The sequence below is a fragment of the Nocardioides flavescens genome (assembly GCF_009823805.1).
Classification (GTDB): domain Bacteria; phylum Actinomycetota; class Actinomycetes; order Propionibacteriales; family Nocardioidaceae; genus Nocardioides; species Nocardioides flavescens.
Genome location: NZ_WUEK01000004.1, coordinates 1 through 18333, shown reverse-complemented (window position 1 = coordinate 18333; position 18333 = coordinate 1). Strand labels below are relative to the sequence as shown.

Genomic DNA, 18333 nt, shown 5'->3' with positions numbered 1-18333 from the left:
TGCGCACGCGGGTCCTCAGCGGCGCGGACACCAACCCTAGTATCCCAACGTGCCCGCCCACACGCTCGGTCCGCATGTCGTGGGCACTCGGATCGTCGTACGCCGCGTCGTGCGCGGCGAGACCGGCCCCTCGGGCGGCCCGGCGCTGACCGACCTGCTCGGCACCTGCCTGGCGTGGGAGGACGACGCGTGCGTCGTGCAGCCCGACCGTGGCGGCGAGCCGGTGCGGGTCGCGCTGGCCGACGTCGTGTCCGGCAAGCCCGTGCCCCCGCGCGCCTCGACCCGGCTGCGGGTGTCGGCCGCCGAGGCGCAGCGCCGCGCGATGGCCCTGTGGACCGACCTCAAGACCGAGCCGCTCGGCGACTGGGTGCTGCGCCGCTCCGCCGGCTCGGCCAACCGTCGGGCCAACTCCGTGCTGGCCGCGGGACCGTCCGGCCTGCCCGACGCGGAGGCCTACGACGCCGTCGTCGACTTCTACGCCGGTCACGGCCAGCGACCGGTCGCCGCGGTGCTGCCGGACTCCGCCGAGGACGCGCTCTTCCGCGCCCACGGCTGGGGACTCGAGAGCCACGACGCCGACACGGTCTTCGAGCTGGCCGGGATCGCGGCCGTGCAGCGGCGGCTCCCCCGCTCGTCCGGGCCGCACGCCTCGCTCGAGGGCGACGACCGGCTGGTCACCGCCACGCTGCTCGACGGCGCCGCGACCGGCGTGGCGGCGTACGACGACGACTGGGTGGGGTTCCGCAGCATCGAGGTCGACCCCGCCCATCGCCGCCGCGGCCTCGGCGTCGCGGTCATGGCCGCGCTCGTCGAGTGGGGCGCCGAGCGCGGCGCGACCACGGCGTACCTCCAGGTGCTCGGCGACAACGAGCCCGCCCTGGCGCTCTACGACCGGCTGGGGTTCGTCGAGCACCACCGCTACCGCTACCTCGCCCCTGTGGGCTGAGGTGGTTTCGAGACAGGACTTCGTCCTTCCTCAACCACCGACTGGTGGTCTACCGATCGGTGGTTGAGGAGGCCGGCTACGGCCGTCTCGAAACCACTTTCGCGACGGATCAGCGCTCGGTGAGCACCGCGATCCGCCCGAGGTCGCCGGAGCCCCAGCAGGCGTCGGCGGAGCAGTCGATGGTGTCGAGGCTCTTGTTGTCGACCTTGCGCCAGGTCAGGCCACCGTCGCGGCTGACGTCGCTGCCGGTGAGGCCGACGGCGATGAAGGTGCCCTCGGTGCCGGGGACGAGCGCGACGCTGGAGCGGTAGCCGCGCAGGTCGCCGGCGGCGGTCCAGGTGGTGCCGCCGTCGTTGGAGTACGCCGCGGTGTCGGCGCCGGCCTCGGGGTCGCTGAAGTCGCCGCCGACGGCCATCACGTGACGGCGGTCGAGGGCGAGGAGGCCGTTGATGCCGCCGGTCTCGCCGGAGGCGAGCGGGGTCGCGCTGACGCTCCAGGTGCGACCGCGGTCTTCGGTGTGGAAGACGCGGGCGGCCGGGCCGCCCCCGCCGAACCACGCGTCGCTCTTGCCGGCCGTGACCGTGCACTGGCCGCTGGCGGCGAAGCCTGCCTCGCCCTTCAGCGCCGCCGGGCCCGGGCGCTTGTCCCAGCTGCGGCCTCCGTCGTTGGTGACGAGCACCGCCAACCTGCCGTTGACCGGGTCACCGATGGTGATGCCGTGACGGCGGTCCCAGAAGGACATGCAGTCGTAGAACGCCTTGGGGTTGCGGTTCTGGTAGCCGCGCTTCCAGGTCTGGCCGCCGTCGGAGGTGCGGTAGATGCGCGAGTCGGTGCCCTCGCCGACGGCGAGCGCGACGGCGTTGCGCGAGTCCCACGCCTCGATGTCGCGGAACTGCAGCGCCTCGGTGCCGGGGAGGCCGGGCGAGACGTCCTTCCAGGTGCGCCCGCCGTCGGCGGTGCGCACGATCGTGCCGTCGTACCCACCGGCCCAGGCGACCTTGGCGCTCACGGCGGCGAGGCCGCGGAAGTGCGACTCGCTGCTCGTGTCGGTGTCGCGCCAGCGGTAGCCGCCGGCGGCGTCGGCCGCGGGCGAGACCGCCACGACGGCCGGGACGGTGACGAGCACCGCCGCGACGGAGCCGAGCAGGGAGAGGAGACGACGACGAGGTGAGCGACCCGGGATCATGCTCGGCAACCTACTGCGCGGCGGGCTGGCAGACCACGGCAGCCACCGGCGCGTACGTCGTGGTGACGGTGTCGCTGCGGACGGGGGTCGGATCGCCGACGCGGGAGACCGTGCGGACCAGGTCGACGCTGAAGCCGTCCTCGCCCGCCTGGGCCACGCAGGTCGGGTTCGCGTCGGCGACGGTGGCCCGCGCGACGCCGGCGTAGCGCGCGCCGACGGTCAGGGCGACGTCGAACTCCTTGGTCGACCAGACGTCGACCGTGACCGCGCCGTCGGCCACCCGGGCCGACAGCAGCACGGCGGCGGTGCCGTCGTCGCGCAGCTGCAGGTCGGGCCCGCCGACGGCGTACGCCGCGTCGCGGCCCTCGGGCAGGCCGGCGCTCCAGGACGTCGGCGCGGTGCGCGAGACGTCGACGAGACCGGCGAGCGAGCCGGCGTTCCAGACCGCAGTGGCGAGCCGGTCGCCCTCGCCGCGGGCGTCGCCGATGCGACCGGCGAGCGAGAAGGTCTCCCCCGGTCGCACGACCGCCCCGTCGAGGCGCCCGACGGCGTCGGTGAGGGTCGCGCCGGCGGTGGCGGGCACCGGCACGCCGAAGGTCGAGACGAGCTCGCGGACCCCGAGCGCCTCGATGTCGGCGGCCTGCACCGTGGCCGGGGCGACGGCGCTGGGGACGGTGACGGTGCGGGCGTCGCCGGTCGCCACGACGGCCTGCTGCAGGGCGGTGGCGACCGCCGCGGCGTCGTAGGTCTGCCCGTCGACGGCCGGCACGACCGTGGGCGCGCCGGTGGCGAGCGAGAGGGAGGCGTCGACCGGCGCGACGGCGTACGCCGCGGGGTCGACGAGCGAGGTCACGAGCGTCGGGTCGACCTGCAGGGCGAGCGCGCCGTCGCGGGGCACGATCTGCAGCACGTCGGCGTAGTCCTGCGGCCCGAGCGTGACCTGGCCGGTCGCGAAGACGAGCGTCACGGGCGCGGCCAGCGCCGGGTTGGCGAGGGTGGCGACCGCCTGGTCCACGTCGGCCTGGTCGATCTCGGGCACGGTGTAGAGCAGCGGGAGGGAGAGCTCGTGACGACCGGCGGAGAACGCCGCCACCACGGCCGCGCTCGCCTGCGCGCGGTCGAGCGTCGCACCCTCGCGGGGCGCCTTCAGCTCGATGCGCCCGCTCGTCACGTCGACGCCGCCGTCGCGGGCGGGCTCACCGGCGAGGCCCTCGACCTTCGTCAGCAGCGCGTCCATCGCGGCCGCGTCGACCGAGACGACGGGCTCGAGGTCGGAGCCGCCAGAGTAGTAGCCCCACAGCTGCTCGGGGTCCCAGCTGCGGGGGCCGAGGGCCTGCGCCACCGAGGCGACCGCGTCGACCGAGAGCCCAGCCTCGGCGGGCGTGACCTGGGTCGTGGTCGTGCCGACCTGCAGGGTCAGCGGGGCGTCGAGCTCGGACTGCACGCCCGCGGCGAGGGTGCGTGCGGCCTGGTAGCGGTCCTGCCCGCCGACGGCGACCCCCGCGATGGTGGTGCCGCGCGGCAGGTTGCCGCTCGCCCCGGCGTACGCCGCGACCCAGCCGCCGCCCGCGAGCAGCAGCAGCGCCAGCACGATCACCAGCACGGCACGGCCGCCCTCGGCCTCGTGACCGACACCGCGCCGCTTCACCCGGCGTCTCAGGAGTCCCACGTGGTCACTCTAGGAACTCTGGTCACTCGGATCGGGGAGATTCACCGGGTACCCGGTGAAACTCACGCTGCCCGCACGAAACTCGCGAGGGAAGCGTGAGTTCCGTGGGGCCAGTCCGCTCGCGCGAGGACTGCCCGCACGGAACTCATGCTGGTGGGCCGAAACTTCGTGCGGGAAGCACCAGTTTCACCGGGTACCCGGTGAAACTGGCGTGTCGGGCTCAGAAGCACCGCGCCCCGGGCGCGGGAGCGTGGCGACGCAGAGCAGGAGGACGACGAGGCCGAGCCCGAGGACGACGTAGCCCGTGGCGGTGGAGCCGACGAGGAAGTCGCCCTCGCCGCGGGTCGTCGAGACCAGCGCCGTGACCCCGGCGTACGCCGCACCGAAGGGCAGCCGGGTCGCCCAGCCGGCGGGGGTGCAGAGCACCACCGCGAGGACGGCGACGACGGCCAGGACCGCGCCCCACCACCACTGGTGGACGGCGACGGCCGCGACGGCCGCGGCCGCTCCGGCGAGGACCGAGAGCGGCAGCAGGCGCACGGACACCGGTGCGCGCCCGCTCAGACGTCCAGCCCCGCGAAGAGGTCGGTCTCGAGGCCGTCTCCGCCCACGGGGCCGGGCTCGCCCGCCACGATGCGGAAGAACTCCTCACCCCAGACCGAGTCGCCCTTGTTGTTGGACAGCGCGAAGAACGGTCCGTCGAGGGTGATCTGGGTCGGGTAGGCGCGCATCGCGGCCATCTTCTGCTCGGCGTGGGCGGTGCCGTCGACGACCGCGGTCAGGTGCTCGTCGGCGGTCACGAAGTGCGGCAGCGGACCGTCGGGGTCCATCCCCTCGAACGACGTCGTGTCGCCCGCGTCGCGCAGGGCCCGCAGCCCCTCGCGCATCCGCGACTCCGACATCGCGCTCCAGTAGATCTTCGCGATCCGCCACGGCTCGCCGAGGTCGGGACGGTACGACGGCACGGCGGCGAGCTGGGCGGCGTACATCGCGACCCGGTGGGCCTGGATGTGGTCGGGGTGACCGTAGCCCCCGAACTCGTCGTAGGTGACCAGGACCTGCGGGCGCACCTCGCGCACGACCTGCACGAGGTCGTTGGCGGCCTTGGTCAGGTCGGCGGCGGAGAAGGCGTTGTCGTGGACGGTGTCGGCGGCGATGGCGTAGCCGTCGGCGTGCCACTGCATGCCGGAGTCGCGGTAGGTCCCGAAGCCCCCCAGCCAGCGGTGGTCGGTGACCCCGAGGGCGGCCATCGCGTCGGCGATCTCGCCGCGGCGGTGCTCGCCGAGCTTGTCCTCGCGGTCGGCAGCGAGGTGCTCGAGCTCGGGCACCAGGATCTCGCCCATCTCGCCGGCGGTGCAGGTCACCAGCGTGACCCCGGCGCCCTCCTCGACGTAGCGCGCCATCGTCGCCCCGGTGCCGATCGTCTCGTCGTCGGGGTGGGCGTGCACGAGCAGCAGGCGGCGGTCCGGAGCGGTCATGGGTCCAGCGTAGGAGCGAGCGCCGACAGCTCGTCGAGGAAGGGCCGGTCGCCGTCGAGCCAGTCCACCTCGTCGAGCCGGGCGGGGTCGAGCCAGCGCAGCCGGTCGTGCTCGGTGGCCTCCGGCTCGCCCGCCTCCAGCCGCACCACGGCGACCCGCAGCCGGTAGCGGCCGCCGGGTCCCACGGACTGCTCTCCGGCGAGCCAGCGCACGACCCGCACGCGGACGCCGAGCTCCTCGGCCAGCTCGCGCACCAGCGCGGCGTCGTCACTCTCGCCCTCGTCGACCTTGCCGCCCGGGAACTCCCAGCGCCCCGCCGCCTCGGGCGGGGTCGTACGACGGGCCGCGAGCACCCGGCCGTCGCGGACGACGGCGGCGCCGACGACGACCTGTGGGGAGACGTCGGTGGCCATGCCTACATTGTCGAGGTGAGCGACACCCCGCCCCCGGTCGACCTCCACCTGCGGCGCACCGCCGAGAACGTCGCCGAGATCGACGCGCTCGCCGAGCGGCTCGGCGGGCGGGTCCCGCTGTCGGCGTTCGTCGGCGACCTCGACCGCCGGGCCCGGCGCACCTGGGCCCCGGGGCGCGCCGTACGACGGGCCTGGACGTGGGACGCCGCCGACCGCCGCGACCCGGTCTGGTGGCCGCAGGGCGTCTCGACGGCGACCGACGCCGACGTCGCGGACCTCGGCGGCTCGCGCGACCTGGTCGTCGTGTCGTGGTACTCCACGCAGGGCGGCTCGCGGTTGACCTTCCTCGACACGCGGCGCCGCCGCTACCGCCACGTGCTGCTCGTGCGCCCGACGCTGCGCGACGGCGTGGCCGGCGTCGAGCCGCTCAAGGTGCACGCGGGCGGACTGGTCTGGCACGGGCCCTACGTGCACATCGCGGCCACCGCCCGCGGGATCGTCACGTGCCGCGTCGACGACCTGCTGCGCCTGCCGACGCCGGGGGCGCTGGGCGAGGTGACCGGCGACCACCGCTACGTGCTGCCCGTCCGCTTCGCCTACCGCGCCGAGACCGGCGACGGCGTCGAACGGCTGCGCTACTCCTTCCTCTCCCTCGACCGCGAGGCCGATCCTCCGGCGCTGGTCGTCGGCGAGTACGGCGGCCCGAAGCAGACGCGGCGGCTCGCGCGGTTCCCCGTCGACCCGACCACGAAGTTCCTGACCGAGGAGGAGGGGCTCGCGCGCCCGCTCGACCTCGACGACGGCGGCGTGGCCCGCGCGCAGGGCGCGGTGATCGCGGCGGGACGGTGGTACGTCACCACCTCCCACGGCCCCCGCGTCCCCGGTTCGGTGCACGTCGGGCGCCCCGGCGCGTTCCGCCGCCACCGCTGGGCCGCGCCGATGGGCCCCGAGGACATCGCCTGGGACCCCGACTCCGACCTGCTCTGGTCCGTCACCGAGCACCCCCGTCGCCGCTGGGTCTACGCCATGCCGCGCACCTGGTTCGACCGGCGCTGAACGGCCCCCTCCCCCGCCGTACCGCCCAGCTGTAACGCGGAGTTGGTGACGGTTCCGACCCGTTGCAACGGGTCGGAACCGTCACCAACTCCGCGTTACAAGCGGTAGGGGCGGCGCAGGGTCAGGAGGGCATCGGGCGGGGCACGAGGGCGAGCTGACGGCTCTGGGCGACGAGCCGGTCGGCGGAGTCCCAGACCTCGCAGTCCTCCTCGAACAGCCCGCCGGCGAGCTGCTTGGTGGCGTGGCGGATGCGGAGCCAGCCGGGGGCGGGGCGGGCGCGGACGTACGCCGTGAGCTCGATCGTGGGCGCCCAGCCCGGCAGGCCGAGGTCGAAGGTGACCGGCGGCAGCACGTCGACGGCGGTCAGCAGCGAGACGACGTCGGGCTCGCGACCGTCGTCGAGCCGCCACCAGCTCTGCACGACGCCCGTGCCGCCGGGGGTGCCGCCGCCCCAGCCGGCGTGGGCCGGGTCGAGGCGCAGGTCGAAGCGGCCGAGCATGGCGACGAACGCCTTGACCTCGTCGGGTGCGTCCGCCGAAGCGAAGCACTCCTCGATCGGCGGCAGCGCGAGCGGCTCGGCGAGGCTGCGGTCGGACGCCGAGCCGCGGGCGGCGAAGCGGTCGAGGTCGCCGCAGGTGACCGTCGCGGCGATCCGGGTGACCCCGCCCTGCACGAGCTCGACGTCGGCGGTGGCGACCGACCCGCCCTCGCGGCGTACGCCGACCACGACCTGCGCCGGGCCCGGCACGGACGCGGAGAGGAAGTGCGCGCTGGTCGCGAGCGGATCGGGCATCGCCGGCAGCGCGTCGCGCAGCGCGTTGACCATCAGCGACAGCAGGAACCCGCCGTTGATGCCACCGCCGACGGCCCACCCCGCGGGCACCTCGACGTCGTAGCGGCCCTCGCCTGCAGGCGTGGCGGCGAGGTGTCGGTCGTACTCGGCGATCACCCGACGAGGCTAGGTCCTTGCTGCCAGGCTGGTGGGGTGAGCCTCGACGACCGCACCGACACCGCGTCCGAGAAGGGGCTCGCCGAGTTCTGGAACGCCTACGTCGACGCGGGCCGCCCCGGGCTGCGCTGGGCGCTCGCCCACCCGCGCGAGGTGCGCGACGCCGTGCGCGCGATCCGCGCGCTGCCGGTCGTCGAGGCGCGCCCGAGCGACACCCCGGCCGGTCGCGCGGTGTGCGACGTGATCGCGACCCGGGTGAGCTACGGCGTGCCCGCGCGACTGCTCGGCACCGCCGTCCTCGAGGTGCCGGCCGACCCCGACGAGCACCTCGTCGGCAAGCGCGCGGCGACGCTGCGCCGCAAGATCCGCGCCGCGGAGAAGCACGGCACGAAGGTCCGCCCCGTCGACGACGAGTCCGAACGCCGCGCGCTCGTGGCGGCCGCCGACGAGGCCGAGCAGGAGCACGTCGACCCCGGCTACCGCGTCGCGCACCCCGACAACGACGACCTGCTCACCTACGACCTGTGGCTCGTCGCCGAGGACGGCGACGGCACCCCGCTCCTGCTCGCCGTGGCGCCGTACGACGGACCGCTGGCCGTGCTGCGCTACTTCCGCACCCTCGGGCGCAGCGACGCCCACAGCGACGCGCGCTACCTCGCGACCAGCGCGCTGGTGACGGCGCTGGCCCAGCGCGGCGTGCGCTACCTCCTCGACACCGCGACCCCGCCCGAGCAGACCAACGGTCTGCGGCACTTCCAGCGGATGGTCGGGTTCCGCTACGCGCGGGTGCGGCTGCGGCGCTGAGCCAGCCGGTGGTCGAGCAGCGGTCGTCGTACGCCGGTGGTCGGGAGGTCGCGCTGCCGACCGTCTCGAGACCGCCCGGGCTGCAGCAGTGGTTTCGAGACAGGACTTCGTCCTTCCCGACCACCGGGAACGAGAGGACTTCGTCCTTCCCGACCACCGGGAACGACAGGACTTCGTCCTTCCTCGGCCGCCGGTAGCTACTGGTAGACCCGCACGTAGTCGACGACCAGCTCCTGCGGGTAGGCGAGGTCCTCGGGCACCTCGCCGCCGAGCACCCCGCCGATGGCGAGGTTGAGGATGAGGTGGAAGGGCCGGTCGAACTCCCAGACGCCGCGCTCCTCGGCCTCGTCGCGGGTGATCCGGCCGTACTCCTGACCGTCGAGGTACCAGATCACGCGGTCGGCGTCCCAGTCGACGGCGTAGGTGTGCATGGCCTCCGAGAGCGGCTCGGGGGCGTCGGTCTCGGCCTGGAGGAACCACCGCTCGCCGGAGTCGGTGGCGCCGTGGATGGTGCCGATGAGGTGCGTCGGGTCGCGCCCGACGTACTCCATCGCGTCGATCTCACCGAGCTCGGGCCACTCCACCGACGGGTCGGGGTCCTCGCCGATCGCCCAGAACGCCGGCCAGGTGCCGACGCCGCTGGGCATCTTGGCGCGCATCTCGAAGCGGCCGTACTTCCAGCTGTCGATGCCCTCGGTGGTGATGCGCCCGGAGGTGACGAAGCGGTACCACCCGTCGGCGCAGTTGCCGGCCTGCTCGAGCGCGGAGATGACGAGGTAGCCCTGGCCGTCGGTGTGGAGGTTGTCGGTGGAGTTGGTGTAGCACTGCTTCTCGGTGTCGGTGGCGTCGGCGTACTGCTCGATCTTCCACTTGGACGCGTCGGGCAGCGCGCCGTTGGCGCCCTCGAACTCGTCGGACCACACCAGCGTGCGGTCCTCGGGCGCGCGGGACGAGGTCTCGTCGTCGCCGCTCCCGCAGCCGACCAGCACCCCCGTGCAGGCCAGCAGAGCGACTGCGACCGTCGTACGCCGCACGCGTCGTCCCCTCGCACCCCGACGAGGCCCGGCCGGGCCCCGCGCCCAGGGTAGAGGCCGGCGACAAGCCGCGGAGGCGCTTCAGGCGCGGGGTACGTCGACCCGGCGCCGCACGGTGCGGACGTTGCCGTCGCGGTCGGCGAGCGTCAGCACGACCCTGGCCGGGCCGGCGGCCACGTCGCGCGGCACCCGCAGCCGCAGCGTGTGGGCGCCCTTGGTCAGCCAGCCCCAGCGCCGGTGCGCGAGCACGTCGTCGTGGCGCACGAGTCGCACCCGGCCGGTGAGCCGCTCGCGGGTCCGCAGCCGCACCTGGAGCACCCGCCCGCGGCCGGTGGCGGCGACCGTCGTGCCGGCGAGCTCCGCCCGCACGAGCGCGGTGCCGCCGGAACCGGAGTCGCTCGAGCCGCTCGTGCCCGTCGAGGAGTCCGTCGTCCCGGAGGAGCCGGCCGTCCCGTCGCCGAAGTCGAGCAGGGCGGTGAAGGTGGCGGTGTAGCCGGCGGCGACGCTGCCGACGGGCGTGACCTGGTTGACCGCGTCGTAGATGCCGTCGGAGGCGTTGCGGGTGCGGGTGCCGCTCTTGCGGTAGGCCGTGCTCGCCATGACGGTGTCGTTGACGGTGTCGTCGAAGTAGATCTGCGAGGTGAAGTCCACCGCGGAGGAGTCCAGCGACGAGCGGATCCGCAGGTGGATGTGGACGGTGCGACCGGTGTACCAGCCCGGGTAGACCGTCGTGAACGTGACGGCCCCGTCGGCGTCGCTGACCTGGTAGCCGCGCAGCCAGTCCTGGCCGACGGTGCCGTTGGCGGAGACGTCGGAGTAGGTGCCCTGGGCGCTGCAGTGCCAGATGTCGACGTAGGCCCCCGTCTGCGGCGCGCAGCCGGCGCCGGCGTCCTGCAGCCTGATCGTCAGGGTGAGGGGCACCCCGCCCTGGACGGCACCGGTCTCGGAGTCGGCGCGGATGTCGCTGCGACGCAGCCGCTCGTCGATCCAGTAGGGGCCCTGGGTCTCCTCGGGCGTGAGGGTCGCGCAGCCCGTGGTCGCGGCCAGCGCGAGGCGCGAGCTCGCGGTCGGCACGCCGGCGACGGCGCTGCCGGCGAGGCCGCGTACGGCGACGACCGCCGCGGCGGCGGCGGCGCCCGTGACGGCGGAGGCGCGCAGCACGGCGCGCCGGGTGCGGGGGTGGTGTGTCGTCATGCCCCGCAGCCTGGCGGCGCCGTCTGTGACGGGCCTGTGCGTGCCGTAGGACGAGACCTAGGCGTCGGCCGAGCCCTCGCGCTCCTCGAGGGCCTGGGTGAGCAGCGCGACCAGGGCCTCGAGCTGGATGTCGACGCTCGAGCCGACCTCCTCGTCGGTGCCGTCGAGGGCCCGGGCGGCGAGCCCGGCCTTGGAGTCGATGAGTTCGGCGATCTTGGTGTCGATGGTCTGCGAGGCGATGATGCGCCACGCGGTGACCGGCTCGGCCTGGCCGATGCGGTGCACGCGGTCGATCGCCTGTGTCTGCTCGGCGTCGGTCCACGAGAGCTCGGCGAGCACGACGTTGGAGGCGATCTGCAGGTTGAGCCCGACGCCCGCCGCCATCAGCGAGCAGACGATGACCTGGGTGTCGGGGTCCTCGTCGAAGGCCTTGATCGCGGCCTCGCGCTGCTTGGGCGTCTGGTCGCCGCGGATCTCGGAGTAGCGGATGCCGCGCTTGGTGAACGTCTCGCCCGCGAGGTCCATGACGTCGACGTGCTTGGCGAAGAAGACCACCTTGCCGACCGAGCGCGCGAGCTGCGCGGCGTAGTCGGCCGCGAGTCCGGCCTTGGCCTGGCCGATGCGGCGCAGCATCTGGAAGACGTTCTCGGAGTCGGACGTCGTGCTCGAGCTCGAGGTGTCCTCGCGCTCCCAGGTCGCGACGCGGCGTACGAGCTCGTGGTCGATGCCGTCGACGACCGCGCCCGAACGCCGGGTCGCGATGGCCATGTCGTAGCGCTCGAGCAGGTGCAGCGCGAGCTTGCGCTCGGCCTCGCGGATGGTGCGCCCGATCTCGTCGTCGAGCTCGACCGGCAGGTCGGCGATGCGGCGGGCCGGGATGTCGGCGGCGACGTCGACCTTGCGGCGGCGCACGATGCCCATCTCGACCACGGCGCTGCGAGCCGCGGGGTAGAAGCCTGCGTCGGCCGGGGTCAGCCCGATGTCCTCGAGCTTGTCCATCAGCTTGGCGAGCGGCATCTTGTCGTCGATCCAGCCCAGGAACTCCCAGATCGCGTGGAAGTCCTCGATGTCGTTGATCAGCGGCGTGCCGGTCAGCGCCATGAGCAGCGGGCGGGCGCAGCGGGCGCGGATGCGCTCGGAGAGGGCCAGGACGTTCTGGCTGCGCTGCGACTGCTTGTTCTTGATGAAGTGGGCCTCGTCGACGACCATCCCGCGGAAGCCGAAGTCGCCGAGCCAGCCGACGTGGCGGTCGAGGATCTCGTAGTTGACCACGACGATGTCGGCGAAGCCGTCGATGTCGTAGCCGTCGCCGTGGATGACCGTCACCGGGCGGTTGGGCGTCCAGATGCCGGCCTCGCGGCCCCAGTTGGTCTTGACGACGTTGGGCACGACCGCGAGCAGCGGGAAGGCGTTGGCGGCCTGCGCGGCCATCAGGGCCTGCGCGGTCTTGCCGAGGCCGGGCTCGTCGGCGAGCAGGTAGGTGCGATGACCGTCGGCGGCGGACTGCACGAGCTGGGCCTGGTGGCGCATCAGCTCCTGACCGGCGGGCACCTTGATCCGGCCCGGCTCGGGCAGCGGCATCACGGCCGCGGCGCCGCCGTACTCGAAGGAGCGGAAGAGCGGGCCGAGCAGCTCCCACGTCGCCAGGCGACGGGCGCGGGGGCGGTGCTCCTCGGCGGCGGAGAAGTCGGGGACGAGGAACGGGTTGGCCAGGCGGCGCGAGATCACCGACTGGGGCGTGACGCGGCGCTCGTGTCCGGGGGTGGCGACCGTGTGCGTCGGCTCGGGCTCCTCCTCGGGCACCTCCATGCCGGCGGCCGCGATCATCTCGCGGCGCAGCTCCTTGGCGGCCTCCGAGATCTTGGCGTCGTCGGCGAGCAGGGAGAACAGAGAGGTGTCGGCCGCGGTCGTCTTGGCGAGGATGGTGGCGACGCCGTCGAGGCGCTTGAGCTGGTCGGCCTTCTTGGCCTCGCTGGCCTCGGTGTCGGCCTTGATGCGGGCGCGCTCCTCGCGCACCAGCAGCGCCACGACCTGGAACTTCGTGCGCGCGGACGGCGACACGGGGCCGCGCTGGGCGCGGGCCTCGACCTCGCGGACGGCGCGCGCGAGGACCGGGATGATGCCCTCGTTGTCACCGTGGCGGCGCTGGCGGTTGCCCCCGTTGCCGTGGTTGCCGTGGTTGTTGCCGTTGTTCTGGTTGCCCTGGGCGGTCCGCTGGCCGGACTGCCGCTGGCCTCGTCTGGCCAAGAAGCTCCCTCTCCAGGGCTGCGCACGTCTGGACGCAGCCGTCTGCCGAGCGACGGGGTCGTCGTCCGCCGACTCGGACCAGGCGGGGTCCGGTGGCCGTCGTACGCACGGGCCCGGGCTGGGCCCCCGACGCGAGCGGCGCCTGATCGGCGCCTGATCCCGAACGCTCGGAGCAGCGCGCGGCGCGGCGTCGGGCGAGGGGATCGGGTCGATCGTACCCCTCGTCCGCGTCAGACGCGCTTCGGCGGGTCAGCGCGTGGCGGCCTCGACGGTCGCCGGGGTGGCCGCGACGTCCGAGTCCTGGGCCCGGCGCGGGATGAGCCCGGTGATCGCGACGCCCACGAACGCCGCGAGCGCGCCCAGCCCGAAGCACCAGCGGAACGCCGCCTCGGAGGGCAGGTCGAACCCGCCCGCGCTCACCGTGACGCTGGTCAGCACGGTGGCCATGATCGCGGCGGCGACGGTGGTGCCGACCGAGCGCATCAGGGCGTTGACGCCGACCGCGGAGCCGGCCTCGCGCATCGGCACCGAGTCGAGGATGAGGGTGGGCATGGCGGCGTAGCCGATGCCGACGCCGGCCGAGGCGACGCAGGTGGCGATGAGCAGCTTCCACGGCGCGTCCATGAGGAAGAGGGCGACGAGGTAGCCGACGCCGAGGACGCTGGCGCCGATCATCAGCGTGACCTTGGCGCCGAGGCGGCGGATGAGCGTGCTCGAGACGGGCGCGAAGAGCAGCATCATCAGCCCGGACGGGGCCATCCACAGACCGGTCGCGAGCAGCGACTGGCCGAGGCCGTAGCCGGTGGCCTCCGGCAGCTGGAGCAGCTGCGGCACGACGATGGCCTGCGCCATCATCCCGAAGCCGACCGCCACGGCGGCGACGTTGGTCATCAGCACCGGCAGCTGGGCGGTGGTGCGCAGGTCGACGAGCGGGTCGGTGCGACGGATCTCGAACGCCGCCCACGCGACCAGCACCACGATGCCCGCGACGATCGCACCGAGGGTGCGGGCGTCGCCCCAGCCCCAGGTGGTGGCCTTGGAGATGCCGACCAGGAACGACACGAGGCCGATCGCGAGGCCGACCGCGCCGATGCCGTCGAAGCGGCCGCGGCCGCCGTCGGCGACGTGCGGCACGCAGGTCCACACGGCCACGAGCACGACCAGCGCCATGCCGGTCGCGACCCAGAACAGCGTGTGCCAGTCGCTCACGTCGACGATCCACGCCGACAGCGGCAGCCCGATCGCGCCGCCGACGCCGAGGGTCGCGCTCATCGCCGCGATCGCCGTACCGGACAGGTGCGGCGGGGTGATCTCGCGCATCAGCGAGATGCCGACCGGGATGAAGCCCATCGCGAGGCCCTGCCCCGCGCGACCGACGAGCATCGGGACGAGCGAGTCCGACAGCGCGCAGATCGCCGAGGAGACCACGAGCAGTGCCGCGCTCACCGTGATGACGCGCTGCTTGCCGAACAGGTCGGCCAGCCGGCCCGCCGTCGGCATCGCGACAGCGCCCGCGAGCAGCGTGATCGTGATGACCCACGCGGCGTTGGGCCCCGACGTGTCGAGCAGCTGGGGCAGCTCGCTCTGGATCGGGATGAGCAGGGTCTGGGTCAGCGAGGCGGTCAGGCCGCCGAAGCACAGGACGACGACGGGGAGCATCGGGTGGCCCGCGCTCTGGGTGCTCGGCTGACCCTGCGCGGTCGACGTGGTGGTCACGTCGTCCGACGTTAGCGGTGGTTGATCCTGGCAACCAATCTGACGGCATCGTCACCCCTCGGGGTTGACGCGTCCCGGTCACGGCAACCACCGGCGGCGTCCACCCCACCTGGTCACTTCGGGCCCTTTGGCTACCGGAACGGCGACAACCGACCCCTGACGCCGCCAGGCTCGCGCCGACCGCCCGCCGGGCGGACCACACGGGAGACCACATGATGCTCAGGACCGCCGTCGCGGCCGCCACCCTCGCCCTCGCCGGCCTCGCCGGGCCCGTCGCGTTCGTCGCCGGCCCCGCCCAGGCCGTCTCCGCGCCCGCCTCCGCGGTCGTCGGCCACCCCTGCACCCACACCTCGAGCGGCTCGTGCATCCGGGGCGGCCAGTTCTGCCCCCAGGCTTCGTACGGCAAGTCCGGCTGGGACGCCAAGGGCCGCCACTACGTGTGCAAGGGCGACCACACCCACCCGCACTGGATGAAGCCCTGACGCTGACCGCTCCGGCCCACTGCCGCCTGGGGGGCGGCGGTGGGCTGCCGGCGAAGCGGCCCGGCCACCACCGCGACGCTACGGTTCCAGCGTGGCCGCCACCTCGACGACCCCGTACGCCGCGTCCAGCGACGCCGAAGGTCTGGTGGGCTTCGTCCTCAGCCTGATGGAGACGCTCGGCGAGGTCGGGGTGGGCGTGGCGGTGTTCCTCGAGACATTCTTCCCGCCGATCCCCTCCGAGGCGGTGCTGCCGGTCGCGGGGTTCCTGGCCTACGAGGGCCGGATGAACCCGTGGCTCGCGATCCTCGCCGCCACCGTCGGCGCGGTGACGAGCGCGTGGGGCTGGTGGTGGGCCGGGCGTGCGCTGGGTCGCCACCGCACGCGGGCCCTCATCGAGCGGCTGCCGCTGCTCGACGGCGAGGACTTCGACCGCGCCGAGCGGTTCTTCCAGCGCTGGGGCGCGGCCGCCGTGCTCGTCGGCCGGTGCGTGCCGCTCGTGCGCAGCTTCGTCTCGATCCCGGCCGGCATCGACCACATGCCGTTCTGGCGGTTCACGCTCTACACGACCATCGGCTCCGGCGTCTGGAACGCCCTGTGGATCGGTCTCGGCTTCGCCCTCGGCCCCGCCCTCGAGCCCGCCCTGACCCGCTGGTCCGGACTGCTCTCCAACGTCGTCGTGGTGGTCGTCGCCGCGCTCGTGCTGCTCTTCGTCACCCTGCGCGTACGCCGCCGCGTCCGCGAGTCGCGCGCCGACGCGAACGCCTGAGCCCTAGGGTCGAGCGGTGCCTTCGAGGACCCGCGCGGCGACGTACGCCCGGCGCCGGGCGAAGCGGATGGCGAAGGTCGAGCACGACCTCAGCGACGAGCAGTGGCACGCACTGATGGAGGCGTGGGGAGGCTGCGCCTACTGCACCGGTCGGGGCGCGGCGCTGCAGAAGGACTGCGTGCTGCCGATCTCGCGCGGCGGGCGCTACACCCTGCTCAACGTCGTGCCGGCGTGCGGCTCGTGCAACGCCAGCAAGTGCAACGACGAGGTCACCGGTTGGCTGCGTCGCAAGAAGCTCGACGAGCGGGCGTTCCTGGTGCGCTGGGCCGAGATCAGCCGCGCCCTCGCCGCCACCGCGACCGCCTGACGCACCCTGTCCTCGACGCCGGGTCGGTGCCATGATGGACGGCGACTCTGCCAGTTGTAGCGACTGGCCCGCCGACCCAGGAGCCGCCCCGTGACCGAGCTGACCGAACGGACCCAGAGCCCCGAGGCCACGTCGTTCAGCGACCGCATCGCCTCCGCGCACAGCCTCGCCGACCTCCTCCGCGCGACCGCCGCGAGTCAGCCCGACGAGCCGGTCGTGGTCGGCGACGGGCGCTCGCTGACCCACGGCGAGCTCGACGCCCGCTCGAGCGCGCTGGCCTCCGGCCTCGTCGCCGCCGGGCTCGCGCCGGGTGACCGGGTCGCCTACCTCGCGCGCAACGCGACGGAGTACTGGGAGCTGTTCTTCGCCGCCTCCAAGGCCGGCCTGGTGATCGTCCCGCTCAACTTCCGCCTCGCTCCCCCGGAGGTCGAGTGGATCCTGGGCGACGCCGCCCCGGCCGCGATCCTGGTCGAGCAGCACCTCGTCGAGCTCGTGCCCGACGCGGCGGTCGCCGCCCTGTCCGGCCCTGCGCTCGTCTTCGCCCAGGACGCCGCCCTGGAGACGCCGCGTCCCGGGTGGACGGCGTACGCCGACTTCGTGGCGAGCGGGCCCGCCGAGGACCCGCACCGCGACAGCACCGGCGACGACGTGGCGTGCCTGATGTACTCCTCCGGCACCACCGGTCGCCCCAAGGGCGTGGTCACGACGGTCGCTTCGTTCCTGTGGTCGGTGGCGGCGTTCGGCGCGCAGTTCGACGTCTCGCCGCGCTCGGTGAGCCTCGTCCCGACGCCGTACTACCACATCGCCGCGGGCGGCTGGTCGCTCATCGCGATCGCCGCGGGTGGGCGGATCGTGCAGTTCACCGAGGTCACGCCGCAGGGGCTGCTGGCGCACCTCGTCGGCCACCGCGCGACCCACGTGATCATGGTGCCGACGGTCATCCAGCTGTTCATCTCGAGCCCGGAGGCCTCGCAGGCCGACTACTCCAGCGTCGAGTGGGTCGTCTACGGCGGCTCGCCGATCTCGGAGTCGGTCATGGTGCGCGCACAGGAGGTGTTCGGCGCCAGGCTCGCGCAGAGCTACGGCCTGACCGAGACCGTCGGCGTCACCACCGTGCTCGGCGCGGACGACCACGTCGTCAGCGAGCACAGCAAGCTGCGCTCGGCCGGGCGCCCCGTGACCGGCATCGAGGTCGAGATCCGCGACGCCGAGACCGGCGAGCCGTGCCCGGTCGGCGTGACCGGCGAGGTCTGCACGCGCGGCGGCTCGGTGACGGTCGGCTACTGGCGCAACCCCGAGGCGACGGCCGCGGCGTTCTGGCCGGACGGTTTCTTCCGCACCGGTGACGCGGGGTACGTCGACCAGGACGGCTACGTCTTCCTGCGCGACCGCATCAAGGACCTGCTCATGTCGGGCGGGGAGAACATCTACCCCGCCGAGGTCGAGAACGCGATCATGACCCACCCCGACGTCCTCGAGGTCGCCGTCGTCGGCATCCCCTCCGAGCGCTGGGGCGAGACCCCGCACGCCGTCGTCGTCGCTCGCCCGGGCCGCACGCTCACCGCCGACGAGGTCATCGCCCACACCCGCACGCAGATCGCGCACTACAAGTGCCCGACCTCCGTCGAGGTCGTCGAGGCCCTCCCCCGCAACCCGTCGGGCAAGGTGCTCAAGCGCGAGCTGCGCGCGCCGTACTGGGAAGGGCGCGAGCGCACCATCTCCTGAGCGTCACGGCGGGAAGGGGTCTCACTGTCGGTGGTCGAGGAGGTCGCGCAAGCGACCGTCGCTGCCGGTGGTTGAGGAGGTCCGCTAGGACCGTCGCCGCCGGTGGTTGAGGAGGTCCGCTAGCTGTTCCATCCACGGACGTTAGGTACGGCGTGCCGGCTGAACGATGACGAAGACCTCCGAGTGAGATGTGGAGCAACCACGCAACACACACCTCAACACTCGGAGGTCCTCGCTGATGCACGTTACTCACCCCAACGCGTCCCTGACCCCACCTGGCCGGCTGAAGATGGCGCGGCTG

Annotated in this window: 17 protein-coding genes; 7 read left to right on the top strand and 10 right to left on the bottom strand. The window is 73.7% G+C overall.

Annotated elements, in window-relative coordinates:
- Positions 1 to 49 precede the first annotated feature (49 nt).
- The gene (locus tag GRQ65_RS22130) at positions 50 to 946 is read left to right on the top strand and encodes a GNAT family N-acetyltransferase (protein ID WP_160876694.1); all 897 of its coding nucleotides are present in this window, start codon (positions 50 to 52) and stop codon (positions 944 to 946) included.
- A 109-nt stretch (positions 947 to 1055) separates the two neighbouring features.
- Here the strand turns inward: GRQ65_RS22130 and GRQ65_RS07145 are convergent, their stop codons facing one another.
- The 5 genes from GRQ65_RS07145 to GRQ65_RS07125 all read right to left on the bottom strand — a co-directional run bounded on the left by GRQ65_RS07145 (position 1056) and on the right by GRQ65_RS07125 (position 5692).
- A complete protein-coding gene (locus GRQ65_RS07145) occupies positions 1056 to 2132 on the bottom strand; it encodes a WD40/YVTN/BNR-like repeat-containing protein (protein ID WP_160876692.1) in 1077 nt (358 codons plus the stop codon).
- Positions 2133 to 2142: 10 nt separating this feature from the next.
- Positions 2143 to 3801: a VanW family protein gene (locus tag GRQ65_RS07140; RefSeq protein WP_160876690.1), complete on the bottom strand. Its 1659-nt coding sequence runs from the start codon at positions 3799 to 3801 to the stop codon at positions 2143 to 2145.
- Between the two features lie 186 nt (positions 3802 to 3987).
- On the bottom strand, positions 3988 to 4347 hold the full coding sequence (locus GRQ65_RS07135) for a hypothetical protein (protein WP_160876688.1): 360 nt from the start codon (positions 4345 to 4347) through the stop codon (positions 3988 to 3990).
- A 14-nt stretch (positions 4348 to 4361) separates the two neighbouring features.
- Entirely contained in the window at positions 4362 to 5279 is a 918-nt protein-coding gene (gene mshB, locus GRQ65_RS07130) for an N-acetyl-1-D-myo-inositol-2-amino-2-deoxy-alpha-D-glucopyranoside deacetylase (protein WP_160876686.1), read from the bottom strand.
- Positions 5276 to 5692, bottom strand: coding sequence for a (deoxy)nucleoside triphosphate pyrophosphohydrolase (locus GRQ65_RS07125; protein ID WP_160876684.1), 417 nt, complete (start codon positions 5690 to 5692; stop codon positions 5276 to 5278). Before GRQ65_RS07125 ends, mshB begins: the two co-directional genes overlap by 4 nt.
- 15 nt (positions 5693 to 5707) lie before the next feature.
- Here GRQ65_RS07125 and GRQ65_RS07120 point away from each other — a divergent pair, with 15 nt between their 5' ends.
- The gene (locus tag GRQ65_RS07120; protein WP_160876682.1) at positions 5708 to 6748 is read left to right on the top strand and encodes a hypothetical protein; all 1041 of its coding nucleotides are present in this window, start codon (positions 5708 to 5710) and stop codon (positions 6746 to 6748) included.
- 121 nt (positions 6749 to 6869) lie between these two features.
- On the opposite strand, the gene GRQ65_RS07115 is transcribed toward GRQ65_RS07120, so the two are convergent.
- Entirely contained in the window at positions 6870 to 7697 is an 828-nt protein-coding gene (locus GRQ65_RS07115; RefSeq protein ID WP_160876680.1) for an acyl-CoA thioesterase domain-containing protein, read from the bottom strand.
- Between the two features lie 36 nt (positions 7698 to 7733).
- Here GRQ65_RS07115 and GRQ65_RS07110 point away from each other — a divergent pair, with 36 nt between their 5' ends.
- Positions 7734 to 8501, top strand: coding sequence for a hypothetical protein (locus GRQ65_RS07110; RefSeq protein ID WP_160876678.1), 768 nt, complete (start codon positions 7734 to 7736; stop codon positions 8499 to 8501).
- 197 nt (positions 8502 to 8698) lie between these two features.
- Here GRQ65_RS07110 and GRQ65_RS07105 read toward each other — a convergent pair whose 3' ends face one another.
- From GRQ65_RS07105 to GRQ65_RS07090, 4 genes are all read right to left on the bottom strand, one after another.
- The gene (locus tag GRQ65_RS07105) at positions 8699 to 9535 is read right to left on the bottom strand and encodes a family 16 glycosylhydrolase (protein WP_160876676.1); all 837 of its coding nucleotides are present in this window, start codon (positions 9533 to 9535) and stop codon (positions 8699 to 8701) included.
- Positions 9536 to 9616: 81 nt separating this feature from the next.
- Positions 9617 to 10729: a dioxygenase family protein gene (locus GRQ65_RS07100; protein ID WP_160876674.1), complete on the bottom strand. Its 1113-nt coding sequence runs from the start codon at positions 10727 to 10729 to the stop codon at positions 9617 to 9619.
- A gap of 57 nt (positions 10730 to 10786) precedes the next feature.
- On the bottom strand, positions 10787 to 12976 hold the full coding sequence (locus GRQ65_RS07095; protein ID WP_160876672.1) for a DEAD/DEAH box helicase: 2190 nt from the start codon (positions 12974 to 12976) through the stop codon (positions 10787 to 10789).
- Positions 12977 to 13225: 249 nt separating this feature from the next.
- Entirely contained in the window at positions 13226 to 14692 is a 1467-nt protein-coding gene (locus GRQ65_RS07090) for an MFS transporter (protein WP_202387775.1), read from the bottom strand.
- Positions 14693 to 14904: 212 nt separating this feature from the next.
- Here GRQ65_RS07090 and GRQ65_RS07085 point away from each other — a divergent pair, with 212 nt between their 5' ends.
- From GRQ65_RS07085 to GRQ65_RS07070, 4 genes are all read left to right on the top strand, one after another.
- Entirely contained in the window at positions 14905 to 15174 is a 270-nt protein-coding gene (locus GRQ65_RS07085; protein ID WP_160876670.1) for a hypothetical protein, read from the top strand.
- A 91-nt stretch (positions 15175 to 15265) separates the two neighbouring features.
- Positions 15266 to 15940, top strand: a complete 675-nt coding sequence (locus GRQ65_RS07080) for a VTT domain-containing protein (protein ID WP_202387774.1) — start codon at positions 15266 to 15268, stop codon at positions 15938 to 15940.
- Positions 15941 to 15956: 16 nt separating this feature from the next.
- Positions 15957 to 16307 carry an HNH endonuclease gene (locus GRQ65_RS07075; protein ID WP_337191545.1) on the top strand — a complete coding sequence of 117 codons (351 nt, stop codon included), beginning with the start codon at positions 15957 to 15959 and terminating at the stop codon, positions 16305 to 16307.
- 90 nt (positions 16308 to 16397) lie between these two features.
- The gene (locus tag GRQ65_RS07070) at positions 16398 to 18032 is read left to right on the top strand and encodes a long-chain-fatty-acid--CoA ligase (protein WP_160876668.1); all 1635 of its coding nucleotides are present in this window, start codon (positions 16398 to 16400) and stop codon (positions 18030 to 18032) included.
- Positions 18033 to 18333 lie beyond the last annotated feature (301 nt).

What these genes read in the sequence shown, in the direction of transcription:
- GRQ65_RS07145 (WP_160876692.1), bottom strand. Translation starts at nt 2,132, where the DNA reads ATGATCCCGGGTCGCTCACCTCGTCGTCGTCTCCTCTCCCTGCTCGGC.
- GRQ65_RS07125 (WP_160876684.1), bottom strand. Translation starts at nt 5,692, where the DNA reads ATGGCCACCGACGTCTCCCCACAGGTCGTCGTCGGCGCCGCCGTCGTC.
- GRQ65_RS07085 (WP_160876670.1), top strand. Translation starts at nt 14,905, where the DNA reads ATGATGCTCAGGACCGCCGTCGCGGCCGCCACCCTCGCCCTCGCCGGC.
- mshB (WP_160876686.1), bottom strand. Translation starts at nt 5,279, where the DNA reads ATGACCGCTCCGGACCGCCGCCTGCTGCTCGTGCACGCCCACCCCGAC.
- GRQ65_RS07100 (WP_160876674.1), bottom strand. Translation starts at nt 10,729, where the DNA reads ATGACGACACACCACCCCCGCACCCGGCGCGCCGTGCTGCGCGCCTCC.